General features: G+C 31.5%; 15 protein-coding genes. 12 read left to right on the forward strand and 3 right to left on the reverse strand.

Annotated elements, in window-relative coordinates:
* The first annotated feature begins 79 nt into the window (after positions 1-79).
* Genes HYG85_RS20855 through HYG85_RS20870 form a run of 4 tightly spaced genes read left to right on the forward strand, consistent with a single transcriptional unit; the run spans position 80 to position 6115 of the window.
* The gene (locus HYG85_RS20855) at positions 80-1336 is read left to right on the forward strand and encodes an MFS transporter (protein ID WP_212691290.1); all 1257 of its coding nucleotides are present in this window, start codon (positions 80-82) and stop codon (positions 1334-1336) included.
* Entirely contained in the window at positions 1311-2315 is a 1005-nt protein-coding gene (locus HYG85_RS20860) for a GNAT family N-acetyltransferase (protein ID WP_212691291.1), read from the forward strand. The genes HYG85_RS20855 and HYG85_RS20860 overlap by 26 nt, the downstream gene beginning before the upstream one ends.
* A 17-nt stretch (positions 2316-2332) precedes the next feature.
* The gene (locus tag HYG85_RS20865; protein ID WP_212691292.1) at positions 2333-3454 is read left to right on the forward strand and encodes a LuxE/PaaK family acyltransferase; all 1122 of its coding nucleotides are present in this window, start codon (positions 2333-2335) and stop codon (positions 3452-3454) included.
* Between the two features lie 48 nt (positions 3455-3502).
* Positions 3503-6115 carry an acyl-CoA reductase gene (locus HYG85_RS20870; RefSeq protein WP_212691293.1) on the forward strand — a complete coding sequence of 871 codons (2613 nt, stop codon included), beginning with the start codon at positions 3503-3505 and terminating at the stop codon, positions 6113-6115.
* A gap of 4 nt (positions 6116-6119) precedes the next feature.
* Here HYG85_RS20870 and HYG85_RS20875 read toward each other — a convergent pair whose 3' ends face one another.
* Complete coding sequence (locus tag HYG85_RS20875; RefSeq protein ID WP_212691294.1) at positions 6120-7040, reverse strand: helix-turn-helix domain-containing protein; 921 nt, start codon at positions 7038-7040, stop codon at positions 6120-6122.
* 131 nt (positions 7041-7171) lie between these two features.
* Between HYG85_RS20875 and HYG85_RS20880 the strand changes: the two genes are divergently transcribed.
* Entirely contained in the window at positions 7172-8251 is a 1080-nt protein-coding gene (locus HYG85_RS20880) for a uroporphyrinogen decarboxylase family protein (protein ID WP_212691295.1), read from the forward strand.
* Positions 8252-8286: 35 nt separating this feature from the next.
* Here the strand turns inward: HYG85_RS20880 and HYG85_RS20885 are convergent, their stop codons facing one another.
* On the reverse strand, positions 8287-9132 hold the full coding sequence (locus HYG85_RS20885) for an AraC family transcriptional regulator (protein ID WP_212691296.1): 846 nt from the start codon (positions 9130-9132) through the stop codon (positions 8287-8289).
* Between the two features lie 143 nt (positions 9133-9275).
* Here HYG85_RS20885 and HYG85_RS20890 point away from each other — a divergent pair, with 143 nt between their 5' ends.
* Positions 9276-10421: a uroporphyrinogen decarboxylase family protein gene (locus HYG85_RS20890; protein ID WP_212691297.1), complete on the forward strand. Its 1146-nt coding sequence runs from the start codon at positions 9276-9278 to the stop codon at positions 10419-10421.
* A gap of 64 nt (positions 10422-10485) precedes the next feature.
* Here the strand turns inward: HYG85_RS20890 and HYG85_RS20895 are convergent, their stop codons facing one another.
* Positions 10486-11994 carry a hypothetical protein gene (locus tag HYG85_RS20895; RefSeq protein WP_212691298.1) on the reverse strand — a complete coding sequence of 503 codons (1509 nt, stop codon included), beginning with the start codon at positions 11992-11994 and terminating at the stop codon, positions 10486-10488.
* A gap of 228 nt (positions 11995-12222) precedes the next feature.
* Between HYG85_RS20895 and HYG85_RS20900 the strand changes: the two genes are divergently transcribed.
* From HYG85_RS20900 to HYG85_RS20925, 6 genes are all read left to right on the forward strand, one after another.
* Positions 12223-12423 carry a hypothetical protein gene (locus HYG85_RS20900; protein WP_113675501.1) on the forward strand — a complete coding sequence of 67 codons (201 nt, stop codon included), beginning with the start codon at positions 12223-12225 and terminating at the stop codon, positions 12421-12423.
* A gap of 254 nt (positions 12424-12677) precedes the next feature.
* Positions 12678-13748 carry a pyridoxal-phosphate-dependent aminotransferase family protein gene (locus HYG85_RS20905; RefSeq protein ID WP_212691299.1) on the forward strand — a complete coding sequence of 357 codons (1071 nt, stop codon included), beginning with the start codon at positions 12678-12680 and terminating at the stop codon, positions 13746-13748.
* 71 nt (positions 13749-13819) lie between these two features.
* Positions 13820-14722 (forward strand): D-2-hydroxyacid dehydrogenase, encoded by a 903-nt coding sequence (locus HYG85_RS20910; RefSeq protein ID WP_212691300.1) that lies wholly within the window; start codon positions 13820-13822, stop codon positions 14720-14722.
* A 30-nt stretch (positions 14723-14752) separates the two neighbouring features.
* On the forward strand, positions 14753-15997 hold the full coding sequence (locus HYG85_RS20915; RefSeq protein ID WP_212691301.1) for a DUF1015 domain-containing protein: 1245 nt from the start codon (positions 14753-14755) through the stop codon (positions 15995-15997).
* 31 nt (positions 15998-16028) lie between these two features.
* The gene (gene fabG / locus HYG85_RS20920) at positions 16029-16769 is read left to right on the forward strand and encodes a 3-oxoacyl-ACP reductase FabG (RefSeq protein WP_212691302.1); all 741 of its coding nucleotides are present in this window, start codon (positions 16029-16031) and stop codon (positions 16767-16769) included.
* Between the two features lie 49 nt (positions 16770-16818).
* A complete protein-coding gene (locus tag HYG85_RS20925; protein WP_212691303.1) occupies positions 16819-17997 on the forward strand; it encodes an acetyl-CoA C-acetyltransferase in 1179 nt (392 codons plus the stop codon).
* Positions 17998-18113: the final 116 nt, after the last annotated feature.

An 18113-nucleotide genomic window follows, 5' to 3' on the forward strand; every position in this document is an offset into this window, starting at 1 on the left:
GCAAGACAAATTTCTACAAAATATTTGGAATTATTGTGTTATTATATCTGATGTCATATAATGACAGGAGGTATTAGATATGAGAGAAAAAATAAAAAAACATCCTTTAATTTTATTCTCAGATTTCAGAAAATTATTTATTGCTAGACTCATATCCTCTATAGGGGATAAATTTTTCTTGCTTTCGCTTTCATGGTTAGTATTATCAATGGATAATTCTAATTCTGCATTGCATCTGAGTATAGTAATGGCCGCTAACATTATACCAGTAGTTATTTTTGGACCATTCATGGGAACTATTGCTGATTGTATTAATCGGAAAACATGTCTTGTTTTGGCTGATATAGTACGAGCTTTTTTTATGGCAATTTTAGCATTCCTTGTGTGTAATGATAATTATACCATATGGTCTTTATTTATTCTAAGTTTTTTAATAGCTACATTTACGCCGTTATTTGAATCAGCAACTAATGCATCAATTGAAATCCTAACCGATGAAGAAAGTATTTCTCAGGCTGTAGCTCTTGATTCTATGGTTTTGCAAGTATCGAATCTACTAGGGGCTTTTCTTGGGGGAGTAGTCATCTATGCTGTAGGGATCAAAGGTGCTTTTATATTTAATGCTTTGTCTTTCATCGTATCTTTAGTTATTATTCTTTTTATACATACTAATCTTAGTGTTAAGAAGAGTACTATGGCTAAAAATTTTAGACAAGAGTTCGGACAAGGGTTTAAATATATTTTAAGTATTAAACCTTTATTTGCACTTATTATTTTTTTTCTCATTTTTAACTTTTTTGTATCACCAATTGCAATATTTATACCCCTTATTGTGAAGTTTGTCATCAATGAACAGTCAAACTGGCTTGCAATATTAGAAGGTGCAGTTGCATTGGGTTCAGTAATAATTACATTATTACTTAGTTTCAGAAATGATATTAATGAGAAGATGTACAAAAAGATTTTTATCAGTGTTCTTACTATGGGAATATCTATGAGTTTAATAGGGTTATCAACTAATAGATATATAATTGCTTTATGTTTATTTATAACAGGTTGTACATTAGCCCATGTAAATGCTACAGCGTATGGTTTTTTTCAAAAAATTGTACCAGATTATTTAAAAGGACGTTTTTTCGCAATTCTTACTACAATGTGCTTCAGCATTATACCAATAACTTATATTATTAATGGTGCATTAACCAATATTGTCAGTGTATCCACAGTAGTCTTTTATGAAGGAATGTTATCTGTATTAGCTGCATTCATAATAATTTTTATACCAAAGTATCAATTAGGAGGGGATAATTATGGGTTATTATATAAGGTTGATTAAACCAAATGAAATTCCAGAAATATGTGATCTGATATATCAGATTTATGGAGATACATATGCATATAAAAATATGTATGACAAAAAAAACATGGAAGTACTCAATAAAAGTAAGAGACTGATATCTTTTGTAGCGATAGGTGACAATGAAGAAGTTATAGCTCATGTAGGATTAAGAATTGATGGTTCTCAAGGCGAGATGTCTGCGGCATTTGTTAAAAAAGAGTATAGAAGACATAACATTTTATATGAATTATCAGAGAAGGTAGTAGAATATGGTAAGGAATTAGGATTAGAAGCCATATATGTTATTTCTATAACTAGCCACATATATTCACAGAAAGTAGCTTCAAAACTAGGATTTAAAGATTGTGCATTTCTAATATCATGTATGGAGCCTATGAAATTCAAAGGTATAATAGAAAAAACTGTACGTGAATCCTTAAAAGTAACATATCTTTTCTATGATAAACCAGATTATCTAGAATTATATATACCCAGTTCCCTGCAAAAAGTCCTTAATCTCATATATACTAATCTTAGAATCAATGTCATACCTTTGCCTGAATCTGAAGAGTCAATAAGGGAAAAGAGTGAGATTAACATAACTTATACAGATGCCTCAAATTGCTATGTAGATATTAATAGATTGGGAAAGGATTTATTGGAAGAACTTAATAAGGTAATTACCCAATATGATAATGATTTTATATCAAACATCTATTTGTATATAAGACTTGAAGATTCTCTGGTACATAAGTTTTATGAAGAGTTTACAAGTAGAGATTTCTTTTTTGCTGGAATAATGCCAGGAAAGAATAATAATAGATTGATACTACAGAAAGTAAAAGAAATTCATCCTGATAGCATAAAAATTAATTCATCTATTGGCAATAAGATTTTTCAGCATATATTAGAAAGTAAAGAAAATATAACCTTAGTTAATGAAAATAAAAAACACAGATATCCTAAAGTGATTTGAATTGGAGGAGAATGATTATGCGTACATTCAAATATATTGATGAAGTAAGTAGATTAAAACCTTTTAAGTTCAATAAAGAATATGACCAAATTTTTGTAAATGCAATGAAAGAGAATTATGAATTTCAATTGACAAAACATCCTTATCTGAAGCATATGTTGGATTATACAAATGGAGGTTTAGATATAAACACAATTGAAGATATATATGATATACCCCCAATTTTTGTGGATTTGATGAAATATCATGACTTATGCAGTTTGCCTGAAGAGGAAATAGAATTAACCTTGACCAGTTCGGGAACAAAAGGACAAAAGACTAAGTCATTTTTTGACAAAGGTTCTATATCTCGACTAAATAAGATAGCTTCATCAGTCTTTAATGCTATAGGGTATAGTTCTGAGATACCAGTTGAGTATTTTGTGCTTTCTTATGATATAACTAAAGCAACTGATATTGGTACTAGTTGGAGTGATAAACAAATGATTGATTTGGCTCCACAAAAATCAGTCCATTGGATGATTGAATGGGATGAAGAAAGTAAACAATATATATTCGATGATGAAAAATGGGCTCGACTATTTATTGAACGAAGTAGTGAAGGACCTGTGAGATTATTAGGTTTTCCAGCTTACATGTACAAGATGGTGGAAACCATTAAAAAGATACATAAACCTGTAAAAGTTGATGAAAGAAGTTTTATACTCGCTGGTGGAGGATGGAAAAATCATCTTGGAAAATCAATGTCATTAAAAGAATTTGGAAGTTACATGGAGAAAAATATAGGATTGAAGCCTAGCCATATAGGGGATACATATGGGTTAGCAGAGCATGGGATTCCTTATTGTTCTTGTGAATATGGACATTATCATATTCCACAATATAGTCGTGTAAGAGTATGTGACCCATTGACGCTAGAACCAGTTCCTATGGGAGAAGAAGGGATTCTGCATTTACTTACACCTTATAACATTGCCCAACCTAATTTATCTCTTCTTTCAACAGATATAGTGACATTAGGGGAAAATTGTCCATGCAATAGAGAAGGTACTTATATCAAGAGTATTCGTCGTGGAGGAAAGAAAAAACACAAAGGTTGTGCCATTGCAGCATTAGAGATACTTAAGAATTCAAAATAACGTTAGATTAGATATAAACACAATTTTGAAAGAAAGGAATAGTGTATCATGATAAAAAATATTATATGGGGAAAAGATATAAATGAATCATTAGATGAGAAGTTGATAGAATCAAATTTCTCTGATGAAAAGTTGCAGAGTATGAAAGATGAGTTTTGGAAGACACCGATAGATGATATATTGTATGTATTAGAACAAACAGGTCAATTAATGACTGATAAAAATAAGAAATATTATAATAGATCAATGGAAATATTGCCTGAACTTCTAGGTTATTCCCCTAGTATGGTTAGATTAGGTATTTCTATGTTGCAGGACGTATTAAGTATAGATAGTCTATCAAAGAGATTAGATGTGTTAAAAGATTATCATTCTATAGATTATCCTTGTGATATAGATAATAATATTACCTATGCTTTACCTGTAGGTAGTGTATGCCATATAGCTGCTGGAAATATATTTTTGGGAGCTATTGATTCCTTACTATATGGAATTGTAACAAAAAATATCAATATAGTGAAAGTATCAAAAAAGAGTCCTGATTTTGCTTACATATTCTTTGAAGCATTGAAGGAAGCAGATAAGAATAATATATTGATACCTTATATATCAATTATATATTGGGATAGGATGAATCAATCATATATTGAAGATTATATGAAGCAACACTGTGATATCATCTTACTGTTCGGCGGCAGAGAAGCAGTTCTAAACTACAAAAATGGTACATCCCATAAAGTTAATGTTGTCGCTTTTGGTCCAAAACTTAGCTTTGGTCTAATTACTAAGGATTTATCATACGAAAGATTAGAAGAGATCGCAATGGGTTTTGCAAAAGATATAGTAATGTGGGAGCAGAATGCTTGTACAAGCTGTCAGAATATATTTATTGAAGAAGATGCCAATACTCAGAGATTCATTGAATTACTTAATGAATCACTTGAAATACTAGGGGTCACATATGAAAATGAGTATTTGACTATTGATGAAAAATTGGAGATTAGAAGAACACGTTCTCTCTACAGATACGAAGAATATGAAGAAAAAGCAGAAGTCATTGAAGGTAAAAGAGGTCATCACACTATAATAATCAATCATTCAAAGGATATACAGGATTCACCATTATTCAGAACGATATATATTAATATAATAAAAGACTATAAAGATATATTAGAGGGAAATATTAATGGATTACAATATTATATGTCCACTATAGGTGTTGCGGCTAATAATAATTACCAGCAGATAATTGATGATTTTTCCATTCTGGGGGTATATCGTTTTTGTTCACCAGGAAATATGAGTCTTTCTTCAGAAGAATCCTCTTTACATGATGGAGTTAACATTACATCTTGCCTTATTAGGCAAATAGGGTTTGAAGATCTACCATATTCCAGCATTGGTTTATCCAACTGTAATAAGAATAAAAAAGAAGCAATTGTATTATCAAAAATCAACGCTATCTTAAAACAAGCATTGAAGTCAACATACTATAAAGAATTGTATAAAGATATCCAGATACCTGTAAAATCCTTGGAAGACTTTAGTAAATTGCCTGTACTTACTAGTAAAGCACTTATTAGTCAATCTCCTAATATGCTTACAGATAAAAATGAGAACAGCTACGTTTTTTCATCTGGAGGTTCATCAGGAAAAGAGAAATTTGTATGGTATAGTGCAGAGGAATTTTCCAAGTCCAAAGAAGTATTTGGTATTGGATTCAAAAATATAGGTATAACCAAGGATGATTTTGTAGTCAATTATCTGAAAGCTGGTAGTCTATGGACAGCTTTCTTGGCTACCAATAAGGGACTAGAAAAAACAGGATGCAGAATATTATCATTAACGGCTAATCAGTGTAAAGAAGACAGTATTAATATTATAAAGAAACTTAAACCAAATGCAATCATGGGTATACCTGGCACTTTAATACTACTGGCTCAAAAAGCAGAAGAATTAAATGAAGATATTACTTTTGAAAAGATATACTATAGTGGTAATCATATGGCAGAATCAGGAGAAAAGTATCTAAAGAAAGTATTCAAGTGCAGTGTTATCAAGTCTTTTGGATATGCAGCTGTTGAAACCGGACCAATAGGTTACCAGTGTCCACACTGTAAACCAAGTGAATATCATGTTTTTGAAGATTGGTGTTATGTAGAAAAAGATGAGGATAACAATATTTTAATAACAGACTTAGAAAGAAAACTGCATCCAATAATCAAGTATAAATTAGGTGATAATATTGAGTATGTAGAAGGAGAGTGCAGTTGTGGTAATAAGTCTCCAAAAATCAGACTCATATCAAGAAATGATGATGTTATCAGGTTGAATGATACGGATTTATATTTATATGACATAGATCAGGTTATTAAAAAGAATGATTATCTATCACCATTCTATCAAATTGAGATAGATAAAGATGAAGGAACATTGATTAAGATACATATTCGTATAGAAACTATACAAGATATGGAGTGTAACGAAGAATTTGTTTCTAATGTACTGGACTCAATTAAAAAACAGGCGAAAGCTCTAGGAAAATTCAGTAGTAAAAATCTGATAGGGCATGTGTATCTTGAATTACTAGAACCTGAAACTATCAAACGTAATTTTAGAACTGGAAAAATACGTAAAGTAATAGATAATAGATATAACTAAGTCATCAACCATGTTGTTGATACAAACCATATTGCTGTCGATAAGAAGTAGGAGTCAATCCTACTTTTTTTCTGAATAAAGTATAAAAATAGGTATCATTATCAAAGCCACAGGCGTATGCAATTTCATTAATTGGCATAATAGTACTTAGAAGCATTTCTTTAGCCTTGGAAATTCGCAGGTGGACTAGATAATCAATAGGACTTTTACCAACTATCTCTTTAAATATTTTACAAAGAAAATTAGGGGATAGATTGAACATTTTTGATAGCTGTTTAAGGGTAATCCTTTTATTGAAATTGTTATCAATGTAATCTTTCAATTCCATAATATTATCATAATTACTAGAGATTGAACGAATATTTTTTTTTCTTTTATTTATAGGCTGTAATTCAGATAAGAGACTATTCATTATACTATAAAGATAAGTTTTGCCTATCAATTGAAAGTCTTCATCGTTTCTTATAAAACTCTGGAAGCAGTCCTTCATTATTTTATTATAATATCCATAATCTTCTACTGTAGTTCTATAAGGTAGTTTATTCAAAAAATCTGTTTTACTTGCTTTATCATACATTGTTTCAAGTAATAAGTTTGTTGGATTTTCAAAAGGATCATTACTATTGTAGAAGTTCATGTTATTTACATCAAAGATACTATCAAAAATGATAATAGTACAATGATATGCTGCTACACCTTGAACTACCATACCAGGCTTTCTGTAGAATATATTACCTTTCTTAGCAAGTAATTTCTCTCCATTGGTAATGATGTATCCTTTATCGCTATAATGGATTAATTCTATTTCATACCATTTGACAACTCTTTCCTGAAATACTGTTCCAGCAGAAGGACATGTTTTTCTTGTCATTCCACCTATAGAAATGATGTATGGATTAAAGTTTTCATAGCTATATTTTTTCATTTCAATCACCCATATATATTATACCATAATTGAGTAATATAATTAAGTTAAAAAGTAATATATTTTATTAATAAGAATAAGTAATTATGTTAATATACAGTTAAATAGATTAATTAGGAGGGAATAGCAGGATGACAGGATTTGAAAGAATCAGTAATATAATTAACCATAAACCAGTGGATAGATTACCTGTTTTTGAGCATTTTTGGGAAGATACATATACTGAATGGAGAAATAAGGGTTTTATCAAGAAAGAAGAGAGCTTTGAAGATCATTTCAATTTGGATATGCAGAATTATTGGACTTTCAATATGATTGCTGATCTTGATTTTGAACAAGAAGTTATAGAAGAAACAGAGGAGACTATTTTAGTCAAGGATGGTAATGGAGCGTTTTTGAGAAGACATAAAATACATGATTCTACACCAGAACATGTAGACTTTACTGTAAAAAACAAAGCTGGATGGGAAGAACATATTAAACCTTATCTCACAATAGATGAAAGAAGAATAGATTTTGAAGGCTATAGAAAAGCAAAAGCTGAGGCAAAAAGAGCCAATAGATTTTTTTGCTGGTCAGGGCTCAATGTTTTTGAATTAATGCATCCTGTATGTGGACATGAATATATGTTGATGGGAATGGTTCTAGAGCCTGAATGGATTCAAGATATGGTTATGACCTATAGCAGATTGGTAGTAGAATTACAGAAAATACTATTTGAAAGAGAAGGATATCCAGATGGAATATTCTATTATGAGGATATGGGATTCAAAGAAAAACCTTTCTTCTCACCGGATTTCTATAAAAAGCTTATTCAACCAGGACATATATATACTATTGATTATGCTCATAGTAATGATATTCCTGTTATAATGCATTCTTGTGGATATGTTGAACCATTGCTTCCTAGTATGATTGAATCAGGCATAGACTGTTTGCAAGTTATTGAAATTAAGGCTGGTATGGATTTATTGAAGCTGTATGAAGAGTTTGGCGATAAGATTGCATTCATGGGAGGTATAGATGTGAGAAAACTCTATACCAATGACAAGAAAATTATTGACCAAGAACTTGAAAATAAGATACCTAAGCTTAAGAAGAAGTTTTCCTATGTAATTCACAGTGACCATTCTATTCCTAAGACTGTTGATTACAGTACTTTTACATATTATTTAGAAAAAGCTACAAAGTTAGGTACTTATGATTGCTGAATATAAAGTTATAAAGTCAAGTGGTTATACAGTTCTTAAGCATTAAAAATTCGTCTATTGCCTTCTCTAAACTCTTTTGGTGGCAATAGATTTTTCTTTTTGAATAAGGAATAACAATAAGAAACATTATGAAAACCTACTTCATATACTATATCTAGTATATCCATTTTGGTGGTTAAGAGTAATATTTCCATTTTTTCAAGTCTTAACTGATTTATCCATTGGGCTGGAGTCTGATTATAGTATTTCTTCATTTGTCTAGAAAGATGTTCATGGGACTTTTCTGAGATTTCAATGAATCTTTTTAATCCTATCACAAAATTATCCTGTTTTTTCATTTCTTCTTTTGCAGACTGGAGCCATCCAGGTATAATTTCGTTGTTCATAGCACTTAATTTATTGGTATTGTATATAAATATATAATCGTAAATAATACTCTGAAAATAATATTCTTGAACTTCCGTTGGCATTTGTTTAATTTTACCTAGCTTACTGAAAATACTATTCCATTGGTAATCCAAGGCGTAGACACTAGGTATACCACTATTGGAGTTTTCTTGCCTTATTCTATTAAAAAATGATTTGCACTTATCATCCAGCTCTGAGAAATAAAATGCTAGATTGGTTATTGTAGTTTCTTTATCCTTTTTTGCTGAAAAACAATGTGTGTCATCTGGATAGATGAATTGTATGGATTGAACAGGTAAATAGTGTTTTTCATCATCGATATAGTGGATAAATGTACCTTTCTCTACAAAAAACATTTCATAGAAATCATGGGAATGTAAATTACTTTTGATATTGGAACTGAATAATGATTTGGCAACATAATATTTTTCATCATCTTTCAGAAAATCTTTTAATAATAAGTGGTCATGCATATAAAGAACACCTCAACTAATTTTCTTTAATAATATCAATATACCATAATGATTGTCAATATGTAATGAGAAAAAATATCTGCTTTAAGTTAAAATGATATCAGCTAAAAAATAGTTAATTCTATAACTCATAGGAGGATATTATGAAGGGAAGAATCACAGACCACAAAAATAGAAATTTAGCCAAATTACATGAAGATGTAGCATTTGGAAGAGCTAATGGTGAAATTATCTGGCAGCCAAGGATTCAATGCTGGTTAACAGATAAACAATTCGCTGGTGAAAAATTACCTGAGCCTTATGAAGGAAAAACAAAGCCCGAAATTTATAGAGAACTTGGTTGTTCAGCTAGGGTATATGAGTATAATGAAAGTTTTTATCCTATTGATGGACCTGGTATTAAGAGATATGAAAATAAATTAAGTGAAACAAGAACTGAACATGTCATAGATACTCCAGTGGGTAAAGTGACATTAGTAACAGAAAAGACGCCTTCCAGTCCTCACGCAATAACTAAAAAATGGTGGGCTGAAAACAAAGAAGATATAAAAGTCTTTACATATATAGCTGAAAATGGTGATTGGGGATGGAATGAAGATTATTTCCAAAAGACCAAGAAAGAGTGGGGAAATCTAGGTGCTCCAACAATATTTATGCCAAGGGTCAATGTACAGAATCTATATATTGATATTATGGGTGTAGAAAAAGCTGTATATGCATTAATGGACTACGAGGCAGAAATTGAGAGATATTTTAAAGCATTAGACGAATATCATAGTAGAATGATTCAATGTATCAATAAATCTCCTATCAATATTATTAATTTTGGAGATAACCTGCATTGTGGAACATTACCACCATATTACTTTGAAAAATATGTTCAGCCATCTTATTTGGAAAGATGCAAACAGCTGCATGAGGGTGGTAAGTTTGTATATTCTCATTGGGACGGGGATACAAAAGCACTTTTACCATTTGCCAAAACATGTGGATTAGATGGAATCGAAGCAATAACGCCTAAACCACAAGGAGATGTTACTTTAGAAGAAGTAAAAGAAGCATTAGGTGATGATATCTATCTTGTAGATGGTATAGCTGCGGTACTATTTGACGAAATATACCATGAAGAAGAATTGATTAAACAAACTGAAGATCTAATTAGAATGTTCAAGGATAAATTAATTCTTGGTATATCAGATGAAATTTCATCAACTGGTGATATTGAAAGAGTTAAGACTGTTGGTAGAATAGTAGACGATTACAACGCATCATTAAATATTAACAAATAAATCTGCTTCGCACCCACCTATATCTACTTAAATAGTAGAATAGCAGGTGCGAAGTTTTTTACAGTCATTCATTGAGAATATTAGAATCAGTATTCGATTTTTTATCTACATTCTCATTGATTAGAATCTCTATCTTATCTTCAGCTATTATATTTTTAGCAGAATTCTTAGTCTTATTTTCTATTTCCTTGATTTGCTTAATGAGCTCGGGAATTTTAATATCTATATTTTGGTCGGGAATTACTTTCGCATGTTTTTCTTTTACATGCTCTTCTTTTACCTGTTCTTTTTTTGCATCATCGATCTGTGGAGTTTTAGTTTGTTTATTCTCGCTGGCTATATATGCTTTACGTAATTTCTTTTTGAGCTTTTTGATTTCCTGCTCAGCCTGAGAAGTTTTTGATTTCCACATTTTAGCTTGAGTTTGCAATTCTTTAGCCATTTTAGCTAGATTATCATATTGTTTTGTTATATTCTGCTGAACTTCTTTTTGTTCATCCAGTTCATTCTTTAATGCTGCAATATTGTACATTTCATTAGAAGTGAAATTACCGATAATTGATTTTATCTCAAGGTTAGTTTGACTGCTAAGGAGTATATTATCTGTATCAACTTGACTCAGTACAGCTAATATAGGATATTTATAGATATAACCAAAAAATTTGTTTCCTGAAAGACTATTGTTGTTGTAGCCATAAAAATAGAAATGTCTAGCTTCTGGATTTTGAGCTGAACATAATTTTGGTTCGGTAAATGTAGTTCCGTTATTACATGATAATGAATACATTAATTTATTGGCTTCTTTGAAATTAATCCATACAATATTATTATAGATAAAAATAATTGGTGATATTGTTTCAGTAGTAGAATATACTTTTATCGGGTCAGACCATTTATCATCCTTTTTAATGAAATAAATTGTATTGGTTGAGCCTCTTTCTACATATGTAACACAAACCTTATCATCACATAAGCATAGACTATAATCCATAAAAGGACTTATTGAATCTGTTATTGTTTCAAATTCTTCCCAATTAGTTGATAGGATGTTGTATTTATATAGATTAAGTTCATAGCTTCCTTTATCATTAAGTATTTGGCATAAAAGATAGATGATATTGTTGCTTATAAAACATTCATAAGGTGAGGAAAGACTAGGGACGGAAAATAGTGATTGAGGTTCAGTTTTTTCATTCTGTTTGAAAGCATGAAAAATTAGATCACTAGTTTTTTCAAAAGGATTATAAGCACAATAGAACAAATAATTTTTCTGATGATACAAGTATCTGATATTACTTATTTGATAGGTATTGTCAAAGTCATCCATTAGGTTAGTGAATTCAAATTTATTATTTTTTTCATATAAATGTATTAAGCTGTTAGTGGAGTTCTTATATATTACATGGATATTGTTAAAATCATCAAGAGAAGCGGAGTATTCGTTGTTGGTACTTTTTGCGATGACTACAGCTCTTTGGTTATATTTTATTGGATAACGTCTATAGTATATGCTTTCTCCAGTTTTGTCTATGAGTAAGTTTGAAGCATTATTTTTCGATAGTAGATATGGCATATTCATTTCCCCTTTACTTTAGGACTCAATAACTTATTTATTAATATATTATTCTAGTCTATTATGATTAATGCCCTAAAATAATTTTTGACAAACATGTCTTCATAAAAAAGGAAATCTCTATGTTAATTTATAAGACAAAATATAATTATAAGCTTATACCTTGTAACACTACTCCAGATTTATACATAAAATATATTGAAATTAATTTTTAGAGGAGGAAGTAAAGTGTCTGATTGCAAAATATGTTTCCATAAAGGTGATGGAAAATTTATGCGTCGACCTGTAGAAGGGAATTGTCCAGTATGTAACCCAGAAAAACCAGTTGACCCTGCAAATGATGCATGTGTATGCCCACCATTAGGAGAACCTAATAGTTATATGGGCACACATTTTTTTGCCATAAATAAAGTCGGATATTGCTTATAATTTTAATAAATGTGTTCTAATTACTTAATAATGTAAAAAAAAGATAATTAATTCTTTATTTTGAGAAATATAATTTCGATTTAGTTGTAGTATGGATTATTTATGATATTCTTAATTTGGAGAGATATTGTAAATATAAAAAAATAGTATTATATTATTTCTCTATGTATCACTTATATATTTATATGAATAGTAATTTCATGTAAGTAAAAAGTGGTATTTTAATTTTAATTTTAACGTAAGGAGGCTGTAATATGCATAAAAAATTATTTATTCCAGGACCTGTAGAGGTTAAAGATGATGTGCTTAAGATGATGGCTAAACCTATGATTGGGCACAGAACTAAAGAGGCTTCTAAGCTTCAGAGAGACATCAGCGAAAAACTTATGAAACTTTTCTACACTGAAAATCAAATTATTCTATCAACTACATCTGGTAGTGGATTAATGGAATCAGCCATTCGTTCTTGTACTAGAAAAAGAGCAGCTGTATTTGCAGTTGGCGCATTTGGTAAGAGATGGTATGAAATGGCTATAGCAAATAACGTTCCAGCTGATTTATACGAAGTAGAGTGGGGTACCCCTACAACGAAAGAATCTGTTGATGAAGTATTAGCAACTGGTAAATATGATGTTGTTACAGTTACTCATAATGAGACATCAACTGGTGTTATGAATCCAGTAGATGAGATTGGTGAAGTTGTCAAAAAATATCCTGATGTAGTTTTCTTGGTTGATGCTGTCAGTTCAGCAGGTGGTGCTAAGATTGAAGTTGATAAATGTGGAATAGATGTATGTATAACTTCTACTCAAAAAGCTCTTGGTCTACCTCCAGGACTTGCTATTTGCACTGCTTCCGAAAAAGCAATAGAAGCTGCTAGACAGGTTGAACATAGAGGATTTTATCTTGATCTTGTTAAGTTGTACGATACTATCAAGAAAAAAGATCATCAATATCCTTCAACACCATCACTGTCACATATGTTTGCTTTAGATTATAAATTAGATAAAATCTTGGAAGAAGGTCTAGACAATAGGTTTAATAGACATGCCGAGATGGCAAAATACGTTAGAAATTGGGCTAATGAATATTTTGAATTATTACCTGATGAAAGATATGCATCCAATACACTAACAAATATCAAAAACACAAGAGAAATCAGTGTTGGAGAATTAAATAAAGCTCTTGGTGAAAGAGGCTTCATGATTTCCAATGGATATGGAAAATTAAAAGAAAAAACATTTAGAATAGCACATATGGCTGATACTACTTTAGAAGAAGTAAAAGAACTTCTTGAAAACATAGAGGATATATTGAAACTATAGATTATTATAAATTATTAAGTATCTTAGATTAATAATTAGGTATAAAAAGTAAATTTATTGGAGGTTATATTATGGCTAAAATATTAGTCGCTGATGGTATGGATAGAAATGCTGCAAAAGAACTAACAAATATGGGGCATGAATTAGTTATCGAGCATTTGGATGTACCAGAGTTAAAGAAGGAGTTAGGTGATTACGACGTAATCATTGTTAGATCTGCTACTAAGATCAGAAAAGAAGTCATTGATGCAGTTGCTGGAAGCAATCTAAAACTAATCATCAGAGCGGGAGTAGGACTTGATAATATAGATGTTTCTTATGCTAGAGAGAAAGGTATAGCTGTTGAAAATACACCAAAAGCTAGTAGTGCATCAGTAGCAGAACTAACCATTGCTCATATGTTTTCTTTGGCAAGATTTTTATACATATCTAATGTTACAATGAGAGATGGAATGTGGTATAAGAAAGCTTATAAAGGCATAGAATTATCTGGAAAGACTTTAGGTCTTATAGGTTTTGGAAGAATAGCTGTAGAAGTAGCCAAGAGAGCTAGTGTGCTAGGAATGAAGGTTATCTATACAGATATTATAGCTAAAGATGGATATGATGAATTTAGCTGTGTTTCAAAAGAAGAATTAATAAAGACTTCTGATTTTATATCATTACATATACCTTTCATCAAAGAAGTGGGACCAGTACTTAGCGAAAATGAATTCAATATGATGAAAGACGGAGTTTATATCGTTAACTGTGCAAGAGGCGGCGTTGTAGATGAAGAAGCATTAATAAAAGCTTTGGATTATGGAAAAGTAGCAGGAGCGGCTATTGATGTATTTGAGGAAGAACCTACTAAGAATAAGAAGTTGTTCACTCATGAAAAAGTTTCATTGACACCTCATATAGGAGCATCTACCAAAGAGGCTCAAGCTAGAATTGGTTTAGAGATAATAGATAAAGTTAAAGAATACTTTTAGTATAACAAAACTTTGATTGGAGGTTAGCATATGGCTGTAGTTAGACCTTTTATGGGTATTAGACCTAGTAAAGATTTAGTAGAGAAAGTAGCTTCTCTTCCTTATGATGTCATGAATAGAAAAGAAGCAAATGAAATGTCAGCTGGTAATGATTATTCATTTTTACATGTTGTTCGTGCAGAAATAGATGTGGATGACAGTGTAGATCAATACGATAAAGTTGTATATGAAACAGCTAGGAAAAATCTTGACAAAATGATTGAAGATAAGATTCTAGTTCAAGATGAGAGTCCATGCTACTATATCTACAGACAAATCATGGATGGAAGAGTTCAAACTGGACTTGTAGGTTGTACATCTATTGATGATTATATGAATAATGTTATCAAGAAGCATGAGTTCACAAGACCAGCTAAGGAAGTCGACAGGATCAATAATTTTGATTACTGTGATGCAAATACAGCACCAATATTTTTAACATATAGGAAAAATGACGAACTAAATAAGATTATCAATGATTATATTAAGTTCAACAAGCCTATATACAATTTTACAAGTGAAGATGATATTACACATATTGTTTGGGTTATCAATGGGGATTTTATAATAGATAATATTAGTAGAATATTTGAGAACACCGAATATTTATATATAGCCGATGGACATCATCGTTCTGCCTCTTCTGTAAAAGTAGGATTGAAAAGAAGAGAAGAGAATCCAGATTTCACAGGAGAAGAAGAATTCAATTATTTCCTATCAGTTATCTTTCCAGATGAAGATTTATTCATAATGGATTATAACAGGGTAGTTAAGGATTTGAATGGCTATACAAAAGAAGAGTTCTTAGACAAAGTTAAGGATAATTTCTTAGTGGAAGAATATGCAGGAGGTAGTTATAGACCTGTAGATAAGCATACATATGGTATGTACCTAGATAATAAGTGGTATAAGATCACTGCAAAATATGAAATCACTAACAAGGAAAACATTGTTGATAGATTGGATGTTGCTATTCTACAAGATAATCTATTAGGACCAATCCTTGACATCAAAGACCCTAGGACAGATAAAAGAATAGATTTCATAGGTGGAATCAGAGGACTTAAAGAACTTGAGAGACGTGTTGATGAAGGAATGAAAGTTGCTTTTTCCATGTGTCCAACTACAATAGATGATTTGATGGAAGTTGCTGATACAGGGGAAGTAATGCCACCAAAATCAACATGGTTCGAGCCAAAACTAAGAAGTGGATTATTTGTGCATAGGTTAAGTTAATTTATTTTATAATGTTAAAGGAGGAGTATATGTGAGGTTAAAGGATAAAGTTGCAATTATTACAGGAGCAGGACGTGGTATAGGAGCTGCAACAGCAATCAGGTTTGCTGAAGAAGGGGCAAAAGTGGTAATAGCGTCTTTATTTGAGAATGAAGTTGAAGAGACTGTTAATAAGATAATCAAAAATGGTGGCGAAGCTATTGGTATAACTGTTGATGTGACTGACAAACAACAGGTTGATACCATGGTCAGAAAAACTTTGGATGCCTACAGAAAATTGGATATCATTGTTAATAATGCAGGAATAACTGCAGATGGTACTTTAGTCAAGATGACAGAAGAAAACTTTGATAAAGTGATAGATGTAAATCTAAAAGGTGTATATAACTGTGGTCAAGCTGCTGCAAAAGTAATGGTAGAGCAAGGCAAGGGAGTAATCCTAAATGCTACATCAGTTGTTGGATTATACGGAAACTACGGTCAAACTAATTATGCTGCTACCAAATGGGGCGTAATTGGAATGACTAAAACATGGGCAAAAGAGTTAGGTAAAAAAGGTGTACGTGTCAATGCTGTAGCACCTGGTTTTATTCTTACACCTATGACAGAAAGCATGCCTGAAAAAGTACTCAACATGATGAGAGATAAAGCACCTGTCAAGAGATTAGGTCTACCAGAAGATATTGCCAATGCTTATCTATATCTAGCTTCTGATGAAGCAACTTATGTAACAGGTTCTGTACTTGAAGTATCTGGTGGTATCGTATTATAAAAAAGGAAGATGATAAGAAAATACTATTTTTGGAGAGGATTGGGTATTTATGAGAGAAGTAGTGATTGTAGGTGCAGCAAGAACGCCAATAGGTAAATTCGGAGGTAGTTTAGCTAAGCTTTCAGCTGTTGAACTAGGGGTGGTTACAGCAAAAGCCGCAATTGAAAGAGCAGGAATAAAACCAGCGCTCATTGATGAAGTTCTTATAGGTAATGTCTTAACAGCAGGGCTTGGACAAAATACTGCTAGACAGATTGCGATTGGTGCGGATGTACCAGAAACTACACCTGCTATTACAATCAATAAAGTTTGTGGTTCTGGACTTAGGACTGTAAGTATGGCTGCACAATTCATAATGCTTGGAGATGCAGATGTAGTTCTTGCAGGTGGTGTTGAAAGTATGAGTAATGCACCATATTTGATACCAAAAGCTAGATGGGGTTACAGGATGGGAAATGGTGAACTTGTTGATTCAATGATAAATGATGGATTAACAGATATATTCAATAAATATCATATGGGAATCACAGCTGAAAATGTTGCAAAACAATGGGAAATAACAAGAGAAGAACAAGATGAATTTTCTCTTAACAGTCAATTGAAAGCTGAAAAAGCCCAAAAAGAAGATAGATTCCAAGATGAGATAGTCCCAGTAGTAATACCTCAACGCAAAGGTAATCCTGTAATATTTAATAAAGATGAATTTCCAAAACATGGTATGAGCATAGATAAACTTGGTAAGTTAAGACCAGCATTTGATAGAGAAGGTACTGTCACAGCTGGTAATGCTTCAGGAATCAATGATGGTGGAGCTATGCTTATAGTTATGGCTAAAGAAAAAGCAGAAGAATTAGGTATAGAACCTTTGGTTACTATAAAATCTTATGCATCAGCGGCACTTAATCCAAGCATAATGGGTTATGCTCCAGTACCAGCTACTAAAAAAGCTCTAGAAAAAGCTTCAATGACAGTTGATGACCTTGATCTAATAGAAGCCAATGAAGCATTTGCTGCACAATCCATAGCTGTATTAAGAGATTTAGGTTTGGATAAAGAAAAAGTGAATGTTAACGGAGGAGCAATTGCATTAGGTCATCCTATAGGTGCATCAGGAGCACGTATATTAGTGACTCTAATATATGAGATGATGAAACGTGAAAGTAAAACAGGTTTGGCTACATTATGTATTGGTGGAGGTCAAGGAACTGCCATAATAGTGGAAAGATAGATTGTAAGGGTTGTCTGTATATAAACAGACAGCCCTAATAGTTTGCGTGAATATAATAATAAAGTAGTAAAAAGTAAAATAGAATATAATAAGAAGAATATATTGCAGGTGATTAC

This window comes from Vallitalea guaymasensis, from assembly GCF_018141425.1.
GTDB classification, from domain to species: Bacteria; Bacillota; Clostridia; order Lachnospirales; family Vallitaleaceae; genus Vallitalea; species Vallitalea guaymasensis.

What these genes read in the sequence shown, in the direction of transcription:
- HYG85_RS20870 (WP_212691293.1), top strand. Translation starts at nt 3,503, where the DNA reads ATGATAAAAAATATTATATGGGGAAAAGATATAAATGAATCATTAGAT.
- HYG85_RS20885 (WP_212691296.1), bottom strand. Translation starts at nt 9,132, where the DNA reads ATGCATGACCACTTATTATTAAAAGATTTTCTGAAAGATGATGAAAAA.
- HYG85_RS20860 (WP_212691291.1), top strand. Translation starts at nt 1,311, where the DNA reads ATGGGTTATTATATAAGGTTGATTAAACCAAATGAAATTCCAGAAATA.
- HYG85_RS20855 (WP_212691290.1), top strand. Translation starts at nt 80, where the DNA reads ATGAGAGAAAAAATAAAAAAACATCCTTTAATTTTATTCTCAGATTTC.
- HYG85_RS20905 (WP_212691299.1), top strand. Translation starts at nt 12,678, where the DNA reads ATGCATAAAAAATTATTTATTCCAGGACCTGTAGAGGTTAAAGATGAT.
- HYG85_RS20880 (WP_212691295.1), top strand. Translation starts at nt 7,172, where the DNA reads ATGACAGGATTTGAAAGAATCAGTAATATAATTAACCATAAACCAGTG.
- HYG85_RS20890 (WP_212691297.1), top strand. Translation starts at nt 9,276, where the DNA reads ATGAAGGGAAGAATCACAGACCACAAAAATAGAAATTTAGCCAAATTA.
- HYG85_RS20910 (WP_212691300.1), top strand. Translation starts at nt 13,820, where the DNA reads ATGGCTAAAATATTAGTCGCTGATGGTATGGATAGAAATGCTGCAAAA.
- HYG85_RS20915 (WP_212691301.1), top strand. Translation starts at nt 14,753, where the DNA reads ATGGCTGTAGTTAGACCTTTTATGGGTATTAGACCTAGTAAAGATTTA.
- HYG85_RS20875 (WP_212691294.1), bottom strand. Translation starts at nt 7,040, where the DNA reads ATGAAAAAATATAGCTATGAAAACTTTAATCCATACATCATTTCTATA.
- HYG85_RS20865 (WP_212691292.1), top strand. Translation starts at nt 2,333, where the DNA reads ATGCGTACATTCAAATATATTGATGAAGTAAGTAGATTAAAACCTTTT.
- HYG85_RS20925 (WP_212691303.1), top strand. Translation starts at nt 16,819, where the DNA reads ATGAGAGAAGTAGTGATTGTAGGTGCAGCAAGAACGCCAATAGGTAAA.
- HYG85_RS20895 (WP_212691298.1), bottom strand. Translation starts at nt 11,994, where the DNA reads ATGCCATATCTACTATCGAAAAATAATGCTTCAAACTTACTCATAGAC.